Here is a 12404-nt window from a genome sequence, read left to right on the forward strand (position 1 = left end):
GGTGCCGCCGGACGCGGTGCCGCCGGCCCGGTCCCGCAGCCCGCCCCGACCGACCCCCACGCAGCGAGGACCCCACCCCGGCCATGGCCTACGCGATCACCCAGACCTGCTGCAACGACGCCTCCTGCGTCTCCGTCTGCCCGGTCAACTGCATCCACCCCACGCCCGACGAGCCCGCGTTCGGCAGCACCGACATGCTGTACATCGACCCGGCCGCCTGCATCGACTGCGGCGCCTGCGCCGACGCCTGCCCGGTCGACGCCGTCTTCCCGGTCGACCGGCTCGCCGGCCCCGACACGGTCTTCGGCGACCTCAACCGGCAGTACTTCCAGGACCACCCCAGCGACCACGCCTGGAGCGCGCCGACCTTCCCCCGCAGCCTGCCCGACGGCCTCGGCCCGCTGCGCGTCGCCATCGTCGGCACCGGCCCCTCCGCGAGCTACACCGCGCAGGCGCTGCTCCGCACCACCGGCGCCGACATCACGATGATCGACCGCCTGCCCGTGGCCGGCGGGCTGCTGCGCCACGGCGTCGCCCCCGACCACCAGGCCACCAAGCGGATCGCCGAGAGCTTCGCCTCCGTCTTCCACCACCCCCGGCTCACCGTCCACCTCAACGTGGAGGTCGGCCGCGACCTCAGCCACGCCGAACTGGCCGCCCACCACCACGCGGTGGTCTACGCGGTCGGGGCCGCCGCCGACCGCCGGCTCGGCCTGCCCGGCGAGGACCTGCCCGGCAGCCTGCCCGCGACCACCGTCGTCGGCTGGTACAACGCCGACCCGACGGTGCCCGCCGACGCCGTCGACCTCTCCGCCGAACGGGTCGTGGTGATCGGCAACGGCAACGTCGCCGTGGACGTCGCCCGGATCCTGCTGCTCGACCCGGACCGGCTCGCCGCCACCGACATCGCCGACCACGCGCTGACCGCACTGCGCACCAGCCGGGTCCGCGAGGTGGTGCTGCTGGCCCGCCGCGGGCCGGAGCAGGCGGCCTGGACCAGGCCGGAGTTCCTCGCCCTGCGGCAGCTGCCCGGCGTCGAGCTGGTGGTGGCGGACCACCCGGAGGTCCGGGCCGCGCTCGCCGACGCCGCCCCCGGCTCCAAGGCGGCCCTGCTGGCCGGGCTGCCGCTGGAGACGGTCGACACCGCGGCGCCGCCACGCCCCGGGAAGCGGATCGTGCTGCGCTTCCTCGCCACGCCCACGGCGCTGGTCGGCGACGGCCGGGTGGAGGGGCTGCGCGTCGAGGACGGCCGGGGCGGCGGGGGGACCGTCGCGGCCGGCCTGGTGGTGCGGTCCATCGGCTACCGGGGGGTGCCGGTGCCCGGGCTCCCCTTCGACGCGGACACCGCGGCCGTGCCGCAGCGCGCCGGCCGGGTGGTCGACCCGGCGACCGGCGAACCGCTGCCGGGCGCGTACGTGGTCGGCTGGGCCAAGCGCGGCCCCTCGGGCGGGATCGGCGCCAACCGGGCCTGCGCCCAGGAGACCGTGGACGCCTTCCTGGACGACGCGGCCGCCGGTGTGCTGCCCGCCCCGACCGGTGGCGGCAAGGAGCTCGCCCGGCTGGTCCGCAGCCGCCGGCCGGACGCCCTCGGGCTGAGGGAGCTGCGCGCGATCGACCGCACCGAGCGCGACCTCGGCCGCGCCGCCGGCCGCCCGCGGATCAAGTTCACCACCGTCCCCGCCCTCCTCGCCGCCACCCGCCAGCGCCGCCACTGACCCGCGGGGCCGTCGGTTCACCGTGGGTTCGCCGTGAGTCCGCCGATGGCCCGCGCAGGAAGTCGATGGGGTCGACGTCCTGCGGGGGAGGTGGGCGGCGGGAGCCGGTGGCCGGCGGCCCCGGCTGCCGGCGTGCGGCTGGCCCGCGCAGGAAGTCGATCGGGTCGGCTGCCGGCGCGCGCTCGCTCGTCGGAAGGTCCGCACGAGAAGTCGGCCCACCCGACTTCCTGTGCAGGCTCGCCCGTCGGAAGGCCGGCGCGAGAAGTCGGCCCACCCGACTTCCGGCGCGCGCCCGGGGGGCCGGGCGTCCGGGCGCACCGCAGCGGCGTCAGAGCGGGCGCTCGGGCCAGTCCAGCAGGCGTGCGCCCATGGCCGCGGTCTCCAGCGTGAAGCGGTGCAGGGCGTCCGCCGGGTCGTAGCCGGTCAGCGCGTGGATGCGCTCCAGCCGGTAGCCGAGCGTCCGGACGCTCACCCCCAGCCGGCGGGCCGCCTCCGCGTTCACGTACGCCGCCTCCGCCTGCACCGCGATGGTGTCCAGCAGCGGCTGCGCGCCGCCCCGGGCCGTCGTCAGCGGGCCGAGCACGGTGCGCACCAGGTCGGCCATCGCCGCCCGGTCGCGCATCAGGACCGGGAAGACCAGCAGCTCCTCCGCCCGCAGCCGCTGCGAGCGCAGCCCGAGCCGCTCCGCGTAGTCCAGCGCACCCAGCGCCTCCTCGTAGCTGCGCACCACACCACTCGCGGCCGAATGGCCGCGCCCGGTCGCCACCCGCAGCACCGGCCGGTAGCCCGGGCCCGGGCGGAGCGCCAGGTCGGCGAAGGAGTCCAGCACGGCGAGGTCGTCGTCGGGCGCGATGCAGACCATCCGGCCGTCCTTGCCCGCGAGCAGCACGTCCTGCTCGCCGAACCGGCCCGCCAGCTCCCGCTCCACCCGGTGCACCAGCGGATGGGCGTCCGCGTAGGGCTCGTCGCCGACCGCGACCGCCACGACGTACCGGCCGGCCAGGCGCAGCCCGAACCGCTCGGCCCGCTCGGCGAGCAGCCCGAGGTCGCTGCGGCCGTACAGCAGGTCGTGGATGAACTCCCGCCGCGCCGATTCCTCCTGGCGGACCGCGAGCCGCAGCGCCCGCTCGTGCCCCTCGCCGAGCGCGGCGAGCGCGGCCTCGGCGGCGCCGAGGACGGCGTCCCCGGTGCGGCGCAGGTCGGCGATGCCGCCGGCGGTGGCGTTGCCGGGCAGCTTCTGCCACGACTGCCGGGCCGCCCCCAGGCAGTGCGAGACGAGGTCGCGCAGCCCGTGTCCGGCTTCGGCGCCGCGCTCGCCGAGGGTCCGCAGGCTCTCCAACTCGTCGCGCCGGAGCAGCCGCCCGGTCCGGGAGACGTCGTCCAGAAGGTCGCGGCAGTGCATGCCCAGCTCGGCGGGCAGGTCCGGCTCCGTGGGGTGCCGGTCGCCCGCCGCCGTCACTCTGCTCACTGTTCCGCCCCCCGGTCCCGGTCGCCGGTTCCCCCCGGTCCCCCCGGACCGCCCGACCGCTCTTCGGTGGGCGAATCTAGCAGGGGGTCTCCGCTGCGCCGCAGGCCACCGGCCGTTCCGGCCGGAGCCCGCGTGCGCTGCCGGTGGGCACCGGAAGCCGTCCGCCGGGCCGCTGCCGACCCGCCCTCAGCGGGGCGCGTCCACCGCGTTGTTCTGGCCGGCCACGATCCTCCAGCCGCCCTCCCGCCGGGCGATCACGTACAGCGCGGCGCCCCACGCGCTCTCGACGACGTTGTCGTCGCGGTCGGTGGGCGTCTGCCGCACGTTCACGGCGATCACCCCGGGCGCGACCGCCAGCAGCCTGACCACGTCGTACCGCGCGTACGCATCGCGCAGGAGGCCCTTCATCGCGGGGGCGCTGAACTCCGCGATCGCCGCCGGGTCCGAACCGCAGCACGCTACCGACCGGGTCCGTCCCACGCCGACTCCGGGAGACCCGACTCGGCGCCGTGGGCGGCTCGGGGGCCGGTCGCCTGCGCGCCGGTGCGCCGGGCGGTTCGGGGCGTCCCGGAGCCGCCCCGGGTTGCACGAGAAGTCGGCCGGTCCGACTTCTCGTGCAGCACCGGTGGCACCACCACCGCCGCCACCAGCGGGAACGCCACGACCAGCGCGTACGCCGCGCCGTAGCCGACCGCCCCGATCAGTGCGCCCACCGTCGGGGCGACGCAGGCCGCGACCGCGTTCTGCACGGTGGTGTGCACGCCCAGCGCCCGGCCCGCCCAGGCCGAACCCGCGTACTCGGCCACGGCCGTGAACGACAGGCCGTTGGTCGACACCGTCAGCACACCGGCCGCCATCAGCGCCGACACCGCGACCGCCGAGCCGGTGAGCGCGCCGGCCGCGAGCACCGCGAGCACGCCGGCCGCGGTCAGCGCCAGCCGCCGCATCGGGCCCACCCGGCTGCCGGCCACGTCCGACCAGCGCCCGGCCGCCAACCGCGCGCCCGCCCCGGCCACCTGCACGCAGGCCAGCAGCGGACCGGCCGCCGCGGGCGGCCACCCGCGCTCGTCCACCAGGAAGACCAGCGCGAACACCGACACCGTGAACTGCGGCACCACCAGCAGCGTCGCGGCGCCGTGCAGCCGCCACAGCACCGGCGTCCGGTACGGGCTGCCGGCCCGCCTGCCGTCACCGTCCGCCGGCCGTGCCGGATCCCGGACGGCCGCCGCCACCAGCAGCGCCGCCCCCAGGCTCAACCCGCCCAGCACGACCAGCGCGGTCGCCCGCCCGTGCCCGGCCAGCGGAGGCAGCAGCAGCGCCGCGACGGCGACGCCCAGCGGCAGCGAGGTCTGCCGCAGGCCCATCGCCAACCCGCGCTGCCGCGCCGGGAACCAGCCGAGGATCAGCCGCCCGCTGCTGGCGTGCGCGGACGCCCCGGCCGCGCCCGCCAGCAGGAAGCAGGCCCCCAGACCGACCGTGCCGTGCACCCGCGCCGCCCCCAGCAGCACCAGACCGCCGAGCCCCAGCCCGGACGCCAGTACCCACCGCTCACCCCACCGGTCGGCCGCCGCCCCCCACGGGGTGAGCGTCAGCACCAGGCCGATCGTCGGGCACGCGGCCAGCAGGCCCGCCTGCGAGAGCGACAGCCCCTCGTCCCGCAGCGCCGGGATCAGGTACGGCAGCCCGAACTGGAACGCACACCCGGAGGTCATCGCGAACATCCCGACCGCCAGCACCAGCCAGCGCCGCCGGTCGCCCTGCTCCTCGTCCATGCGGGGCAGCTCATCAGATGAGCGAAGGATTCAGTAGAGCCGCCCACCTGGCGGACGGCGGCTTCCCGCCGTCACGGGTGGTGGAGCTCGGCGATGCGGACGATGCGGCCCGGTGGGTCCCGGACGAGGTCGTACCTGTCGCCGGAGCAGCCGGAGCAGCCGTGGCAGCCGTACGGGGCGCCGGAGCAGCGCCGGAGTACCGGCCGTGGAGCCCCGTCGTGTTCCCGTTCCCGCCGGGTGTGCGGACCCGGCGGGAACGGAGTCCCGAGACGCGGCCCCGCCGCTACGCCGCCACCCGCGGCGCCCGGTCGTACGCCTGCCGGACCCGCGCCTGGGCGGCCGGGCCGGCCCCGAGGTGGTCCAGGCCGAGCAGGGCCGCGCCCAGCACGGGGGGCGCGACGACGACGCGCGGCTCGGCCAGCGGCGCCGCCGCGGCGAGCCGGGCGGTGACGTTGTCCAGCAGCAGCGGCTGCCGGGAGGCGAGCACCCCGCCGCCCAGCACCACCGGGGTGGGCTCGTCCAGCAGGTCCAGCCGGCCGAGCGCGACGACGGCGAGCCGGACGATCTCGTCGGCCTGCCGGTCGATCAGCTCCCGGGCCACCTCGTCGCCGCCCTCGGCCACCGCGAACAGCACCCGGACGATCTCGTGCAGCCGGGCGAACGGCAGCTGCCCGAGGTGGACCGCCTCGGCGACGGCGCCGGTGCTGGGCAGCGCGAAGTGCTCGGCGATGGCCGGGGCCAGCGCGGTGGGCCCGCCGCGGCCGTCCTCGGCGCGGACGGCGTGCCACATGCTGCTGAGGGCGAGGCCACCGCCGCCGCCCCAGTCGCCGGTCAGTTCGCCGAGGGCGGGGAACCGGGCGGTGCGGCCGTCGGGCAGCAGGCCGACGCAGTTGATGCCGGCGCCGCAGACGACGGCGATGCCGCGCGGGCCGTCGGTGCCGGCCCGGAGGAGTCCGAAGGTGTCGTTGGCGACGGTGGTGCTGCGCCCCCAGGGGTGGGACTCCAGGGCGGCGCGCAGCGCCTCCTCCTCGACCGGCAGGTCGGCGTTGGCCAGGCAGGCGCTGACGTGGCTGGTCAGCACGCCGCTGCCGACGGGGAGGCCGGCGGCGGCCGCCGCCTCCTCGACCAGGGGCGCGAGGCCGGCGACGGCGGCCGCGCCGCCGACGGTCTGGGGGGCGAAGCCGCCGCCCCGGGCGGAGCCGTGGACGGTGCCGTCGGCGCCGATCAGGGCGACGTCGGTCTTGGAGTTGCCCGCGTCGATGGCGAGGACGCCGGGCAGGAGCGGTTCGGGCTGGTGGGTCATGAGGTCCCCGCGGCTCGTCAGTGGCCCGGCCGTGGTCCCCGGCCGGGGGTGGTGGGTCTCCTCGCGGCCCGGCCCGCGGGGCCCTCCGCGCAGGGGCGGACGGGGCGCGCGGGCCGGGTGCGGCGGGCCGGTCAGGCCCAGGCGAGGTGCTCGCGGTTGTGGGCGAGCAGCCGGTCCGTCAACTGGTCGGCGAGCTCGATCTGGCCGACCAGCGGGTGGGCGAGGAGGGCGTCGAAGACGCGGTCGCGGCCGCCGTGCAGGGCGGCGTCGAGGGCGAGGTGCTCGTAGGCGGTGACGGCCGCGATCAGGCCGGCGTAGAGCGGCTCGACGGGCCGCTGCGGCAGCGGGCGCACGCCCGCGGCGTCGACCGCGGCCGGCACCTCGATGACGGCGTCGTCGGGCAGGAACGGCAGCACGCCCGCGTTGCGGGCGTTCACCACCTGCACCGACGTCCCGCCGCCGGTCCCCAGCAGGGCGGCGATCAGTTGCACCGCGGCCTCGGAGTAGAACGCGCCGCCGCGCTTGCCGAGCAGCTCGGGCTTGGTGTCCAGCGCGGGGTCGGCGTACAGCTCCAGCAGCTGCCGCTCGATCGCGGCGACCTCGGCGGCCCGGGAGCCCTTGGCCTTCAGCTCCGCCACCACGGCGTCGTGCTGGTAGAAGTAGCGCAGGTAGTAGGAGGGGACGACGCCGAGGCGCTCGATCACCCGCTGCGGCAGCAGCAGGTCCGCCGCGATCTCCTTGCCGAAGCCGCCGAGCAGTTCGGGCAGCACCTCGCGGCCGGTGGTCGCGCCGGGGGCGTCGAGCAGGGTGACGCCGCGCTCCCAGGTGAGGTGGTTGAGGCCGACGTGGTCGAGGCGGATCAGCTCCGGGGCGACGCCCAGGTGCCCGGCGAACCGCCGCTGGAAGCCGATGGCGACGTTGCAGAGGCCGACGGCCCGGTGCCCGGCGTTCTGCAGTGCGCGGGTGACGATGCCGACGGGGTTGGTGAAGTCGACGATCCAGGCGTCCGGGTTGGCGCGGCGGACCTTCTCGGCGATGTCCAGCACCACCGGGACGGTGCGCAGGGCCTTGGCGAGTCCGCCGGCCCCGGTGGTCTCCTGGCCGACGCAGCCGCACTCCAGCGGCCAGGTCTCGTCCTGGTCGCGGGCCGCCTGGCCGCCGACGCGCAGCTGCAGCAGCACCGCGTCGGCGCCGGCGACGCCGGCCCCGACGTCGGAGGTGGTCGTCACGGTGGCGCCGTGGCCCTGCTTGGCGAAGATCCGCCGGGCGAGGCCGCCGATCAGCTCCAGCCGGTCGGCCGCCGGGTCGACGAGCACCAGCTCGCCGATCGGCAGGGTGTCCCGCAGCCGGGCGAAGCCGTCGACCAGCTCCGGGGTGTACGTCGAACCTCCGCCGACGATGGCCAGCTTGAGTGAGGACATCAGCCCTTGACCCCTGTCAGTGTCACGCCTTCGATGAAGGCTTTCTGCGCGAAGAAGAAGAGGACGATCACCGGCGCCATCACCAGCAGGGTGGCGGCCATGGTGAGGTTCCAGTTGGTGTGGTGGGCGCCCTTGAACGACTCCAGGCCGTAGGAGAGGGTCCAGGCGTCGGGGTTGTTGCTGGCGTAGATCTGCGGGCCGAAGTAGTCGTTCCAGCAGTAGAAGAACTGGAACAGCGCGACGGCGGCGACGGCCGGCCTGGCCATCGGCAGGACCACCCGGAGCAGGGTGCGCAGGTCGCCGCAGCCGTCGATCCGGGCGGCCTCGATGTACTCCTTGGGGATGGTCAGCAGGAACTGGCGCAGCAGGAAGATGGAGAAGGCGTCGCCGAAGGCCATCGGGACGATCAGCGGCCAGAGCGAGCCGTCGAGGCCGAGCTGCTTCGCCCAGAACAGGTACATCGGGATGACGGTGACCTGCGGCGGCAGCATCATCATCGCGATGACGGCCGCCAGGGCGAGGTTGCGGCCGCGGAAGCGGAACTTGGCGAGCGCGTAGGCGACCGGCAGGCTGGAGACGATGGTCAGCAGGGTGCCGAGGCCCGCGTAGAGCAGGGTGTTGCGCCACCAGGTGAGGAAGCCGGGCGTCTCCCAGACCTTGGCGAAGTTGCCCCACTCCCACGAGGTGGGCCAGTAGTCGGTGGTGAGCGCCTGGCTGTCCGTCATCACCGCGGTGAGGAAGGCGAAGACGAACGGCAGCAGGAAGAACAGGGCGGCGGCGACGGCCAGCGCGTGGACGGCCACCCAGTTGAGGATCGTGCGCCGGCGGGCGGCGCGGGCGGCGGCGGTGGGCACGCGGCGGGCGGACCCCTTCGCGGGCCCTTCCGCGGGCGCCCCGGTGGCGAGGGTCGGGCTGAGAGTCATGATCGGGTCCTCACTGGTCCGCTAGTCGTCGCTCGCCATGAAGCCGGACTTGCGGCGGAGCAGGATCGAGGTGACGGCCATCGAGATGGCGAACAGCACCAGCGCGACGACGCACGCCGCGCCGTAGTTGAAGCGCTGGAAACCGAGGTTGTAGACCATCTGGGGCAGGGTCCAGGTGGAGCCCTGCGGGTAGCCGGGCTCGAACGGCTGCCCGGAGTTGCCCGCGACGCCGCTGGCGACCTTCCCGGCGACGATCGCCTGGGTGTAGTACTGCATGGTCTGGATCACCCCGGTGACCACCGCGAACATGATGATCGGCGAGATGTTCGGCAGGGTGACGTACCGGAACCGCTGGAACGGGCCGGCCCCGTCCAGCTCGGCGGCCTCGTACTGCTCCTTGGGGACGTCCAGCAGCGAGGCCATGAAGATGACCATCAGGTCGCCGATGCCCCACAGGGCGAGCATGGTGAGCGCGGGCTTCGACCACTCCGGGTCGGCGAACCAGCCGGGCTGCGGCAGGCCCAGCTCGCCCAGGAGGTGGTTGAGCGGGCCGGTGCCGGGGTTGAGCAGGAACGCGAAGGCGACCGTGGCGGCCACCGGCGGGGCCAGGTAGGGCAGGTAGAACGCGGTGCGGAAGAAGCCGACGCCGGTCTTGATCCGGGTGATCAGCAGGCCGATGCCGAGGCCGAAGGCCACGCGCAGGCCCACCATGACGACGACCAGCCAGAGGGTGTTCCGCAGGCCCTGCCAGAACGCCGGGAGGTCGTTGAGGACGTAGTCCCAGTTCTTCAGGCCGTTGAAGGCGGGCGCGCCGAAGCCGTTGTACTTGGTGAACGAGAAGTAGACGGTGGAGATCAGCGGGTACAGGAAGAAGACGCCGAAGCCGATCAGCCAGGGGGAGAGGAAGGCGAGGGTGCGGGCCGCCTCCCGGCGGCGCTTCCGGCGCAGCAGGTGCTGCGTGGAGGGCGCCGCCGGGTCGGTCGGTCCGGTGCCCCTGCGGGTGCCGAACGCGAGTGACATGGGAGCTCCGTGGGTCGTTCCCGCTACTTCGCCTGGGCGATGGCGGCGTCGATCTCCTTGGCGGTGGCGGCGAGGCCGGCCTGGAGGTCGGGCTGCTTGCCGGACTCGTAGTCGTAGCCGAGGTTCTGCAGGGAGACGATGTAGCCGCCGCCGTTGACGCTCGCCGGGGTGGTCCCCGAGTGGGAGTTCCTGGCGACGTCCAGGAAGGTCTTGAAGTTCGGGTCGCTGGCCAGCTTCGGCGAGTTGAGCGCCTCGAAGGTGCTGGGCACGTTGTGGATCGCGTTGGCGAAGGAGACCACCGCGTCGGTGTCGGTGGTCAGGTACTTGACCAGCTCCCAGGCGGCGGCCTGCTTCTTGCTGGTGCTGGCGATGCCGACGATGGTGCCGGTCTGGTAGCCGCGGCCGTAGGTGTCGGCCTGGTCGTCCGGGACGGGGAACGGCGCGGTGGCCCACTCGAAGTCGGGCTTGTTCTCGGCGAGCGAGGCGGTGCGCCACTCGCCGTCGATGGCCATCGCGACCTGGCCGGTGTGGAACGGGTTCTTCGCGCTGAACTCCTCGCCGAAGGTGGCGCGGTACTTGTCCAGCTTGGCGTAGCCGCCGAGCTTGTCGACCAGGCCCTTCTGCCACTTCAGCATCGCGGCGACCTTCGGGTCGGAGGCGAGGCTGGACTTGCCGTCGGTGCCGAAGTAGGTCGGGCCGTACTGGCCGAGGAAGTGCTCGGTGGTGGACTCGTAGCCGTGGTACAGCGGCATGAAGCCGAGCTGCTTGTAGGAGTCGCCGTCGGCGACGGTCAGCTTGGCGGCGGCGTCGGCGAACTCGCTGAAGGTCTTCGGCGGGGCCGTGATGCCGGCGGCGGCGAAGGCCTTCAGGTTGTAGTAGAGGCCGTAGGCGTCGCCGAGCAGCGGCAGCGAGCACTGGTTGCCCTGGAACTGCGTGTAGCCGAGCATCGCGGACGGGAAGGTCTTGGCGGTGTCGATGCCGCTCTTGTCCAGGAAGGGCTTGAGGTCGACGAAGGCCTTGGTCGAGCAGAACATGCCGACGTTGTTGGTGGTGAAGGAGGAGACCACGTCCGGGGCGTCGTCGCCGCCGGCCCGCAGGGACTGGTTGATCTTGTCGTCGGCGATGTTGCCGACGGTCTTCACGTGGATGTTCGGGTGGGCCTTCTGGAAGGCGGCGATGTTCTCGTCGATCGCCTTCACCTCGGACTCCTGGCTCCAGCCGTGCCAGAAGGTGATGGTGACGTCCTTGCCGCTCGCCGAGTCGTCGTTGCCGCCGGCGTCGCTGCTGCCGGTGCAGGCGGAGGCGAACAGGGCCAGGACGGCGGTGCCGGCGACGGCGGCGAGCGTACGGCGGCCTCTGCGGGGGGTGTTGGCGTGCACTTCGAGGTCCTCCTCGGGGTGCGCGGGCAGGCGTCATCGCCTCCGGGCCCGCGTTCGGGGTTGGGGGAGAGGTGTGCAGGGTGCGGGTCGGTGGTGCCGGTCTGTGCGGTCCGTGGACGGCGGTGCGGGAGGTGCGCGGGCGACGGTGCGGGCGGTACGTGGTGCCGGTGGACTCGGGCGGTCAGTGGGTGGAGAAGACCGCCTCCCGGGCGGCCGACAGTGCGCGTTGCAGCGCGCCGAGCAGGACGGGGGAGCCGGTCAGGGCACTGCTGCGGACCTCCGGCCGGGCGATCGAGATCCGGGCCAGCTCCTCCTCGACGAGTGCGCGCAGCCGTTCGCCGCCCGCCGTCGGCACACCGCCGGAGACCACCACCAGTTGCGGGTCGACGACGGCGACGATCACGGCCAGGCCGACGGCGAGCCGCCCGGCCAGCGCGGCGAGGAAGTCGTCCCCGGCGCCGGGGGTCTCCAGGGCCTTCGCGAGCGACTCCTCCGCGGTGGGCGCGCCGAGCCCGTGCTCCCGGGCCAGGGCGCGGACGGCGGGCGCGCCGACCAGCTCCTGGAACCCGCCGGAGTTGCGCCGCCGGACGTCCCGCAGGACCGGTGCACCGGGCACCGGCATGTAGCCGACCTCCCCGGCGCCGCCGGTGAAGCCGCGGTGCAGCCGGCCGGCGATCACGATCGCGGCGCCGGTGCCCTCGCCGGCCCAGAGCAGGACGAAGTCCTCGGAGCCGCGGGCCGCGCCGGAGGCCTGCTCGGCGACGGCGGCGAGGTTCACGTCGTTCTCGATCGACACCGGGGCGCCGATCGCCGCGCTCAGCTCCTGGAGCAGCTTCGGCGCGTGCCATCCGGGCAGGTGGGAGGCGTAGCGGAGCTTGCCGGTGACCGGGTCGGGGGCGCCGCCGACGCCGATGGTCACGGTGTGCAGGCTGCCCTCGGCGAGCCCGGCGGCGCGGACGGTCCAGGCGACCGCCCCGGCGACCCGGGCCACCGTCTCGGCGGCCGGCCAGCCCTTGGTGGGGGCGGTGTGCTCGGCCAGCGTGGTGCCGGTGATGTCGGCGACGGCGACCCGCACCTCGCTGGTGGTGACGTCCAGCCCGGCGACGTACCCGGCGGCCGGATTCACCTGGTACAGCTGCGCGTTCGGGCCGGGTCCGCCGGCGGTGGTGCCGACCGGCAGGACCAGCCCGGCCGCCTCCAGGCGGGCCAGCAGCTGGGAGGCGGTGGGCTTGGAGAGCCCGGTCAGGGTGCCGATCTGGGTACGGGAGAGCGGTCCGTTCTCCAGGAGCAGTTCGAGGGCGGCGCGGTCGTTGATGGCGCGCAGCAGGCTGGGGGTCCCGGCGAGGGGGGCCTTGGCGGTCGACTTGGTCACGCGGAGATCCTCCCTCTTCCCGCTGGTCGCG

Annotated in this window: 10 protein-coding genes; 1 reads left to right on the plus strand and 9 read right to left on the minus strand. The window is 74.8% G+C overall.

Features of this window, described 5'->3' with window-relative positions; all coding sequences use genetic code 11:
- The first annotated feature begins 83 nt into the window (after positions 1 to 83).
- Complete coding sequence (locus tag RMN57_RS26860; protein ID WP_313765866.1) at positions 84 to 1715, plus strand: FAD-dependent oxidoreductase; 1632 nt, start codon at positions 84 to 86, stop codon at positions 1713 to 1715.
- A gap of 328 nt (positions 1716 to 2043) precedes the next feature.
- Here the strand turns inward: RMN57_RS26860 and RMN57_RS26865 are convergent, their stop codons facing one another.
- The 9 genes from RMN57_RS26865 to RMN57_RS26905 form a co-directional block, all read right to left on the minus strand.
- The gene (locus RMN57_RS26865) at positions 2044 to 3117 is read right to left on the minus strand and encodes a helix-turn-helix domain-containing protein (RefSeq protein WP_313767974.1); all 1074 of its coding nucleotides are present in this window, start codon (positions 3115 to 3117) and stop codon (positions 2044 to 2046) included.
- 252 nt (positions 3118 to 3369) lie between these two features.
- Positions 3370 to 3663 carry a hypothetical protein gene (locus RMN57_RS26870; RefSeq protein ID WP_313765867.1) on the minus strand — a complete coding sequence of 98 codons (294 nt, stop codon included), beginning with the start codon at positions 3661 to 3663 and terminating at the stop codon, positions 3370 to 3372.
- Positions 3642 to 4955, minus strand: a complete 1314-nt coding sequence (locus RMN57_RS26875; RefSeq protein WP_313765868.1) for an MFS transporter — start codon at positions 4953 to 4955, stop codon at positions 3642 to 3644. The genes RMN57_RS26870 and RMN57_RS26875 overlap by 22 nt, the downstream gene beginning before the upstream one ends.
- 283 nt (positions 4956 to 5238) lie before the next feature.
- The gene (locus RMN57_RS26880) at positions 5239 to 6258 is read right to left on the minus strand and encodes a BadF/BadG/BcrA/BcrD ATPase family protein (RefSeq protein WP_313765869.1); all 1020 of its coding nucleotides are present in this window, start codon (positions 6256 to 6258) and stop codon (positions 5239 to 5241) included.
- 131 nt (positions 6259 to 6389) lie between these two features.
- The gene (locus RMN57_RS26885) at positions 6390 to 7679 is read right to left on the minus strand and encodes a 6-phospho-beta-glucosidase (protein ID WP_313765870.1); all 1290 of its coding nucleotides are present in this window, start codon (positions 7677 to 7679) and stop codon (positions 6390 to 6392) included.
- Positions 7679 to 8602 carry a carbohydrate ABC transporter permease gene (locus RMN57_RS26890; protein WP_313765871.1) on the minus strand — a complete coding sequence of 308 codons (924 nt, stop codon included), beginning with the start codon at positions 8600 to 8602 and terminating at the stop codon, positions 7679 to 7681. Before RMN57_RS26890 ends, RMN57_RS26885 begins: the two co-directional genes overlap by 1 nt.
- Before the next feature lie 21 nt (positions 8603 to 8623).
- Complete coding sequence (locus RMN57_RS26895; RefSeq protein ID WP_313765872.1) at positions 8624 to 9622, minus strand: sugar ABC transporter permease; 999 nt, start codon at positions 9620 to 9622, stop codon at positions 8624 to 8626.
- A gap of 23 nt (positions 9623 to 9645) precedes the next feature.
- The gene (locus RMN57_RS26900; protein ID WP_313765873.1) at positions 9646 to 11001 is read right to left on the minus strand and encodes an ABC transporter substrate-binding protein; all 1356 of its coding nucleotides are present in this window, start codon (positions 10999 to 11001) and stop codon (positions 9646 to 9648) included.
- A gap of 181 nt (positions 11002 to 11182) precedes the next feature.
- On the minus strand, positions 11183 to 12373 hold the full coding sequence (locus RMN57_RS26905; protein ID WP_313765874.1) for an ROK family transcriptional regulator: 1191 nt from the start codon (positions 12371 to 12373) through the stop codon (positions 11183 to 11185).
- Between the last annotated feature and the right edge of the window lie 31 nt (positions 12374 to 12404).

The organism is Kitasatospora sp. CM 4170, assembly GCF_032110285.1.
GTDB classification, from domain to species: domain Bacteria; phylum Actinomycetota; class Actinomycetes; order Streptomycetales; family Streptomycetaceae; genus Kitasatospora; species Kitasatospora aburaviensis.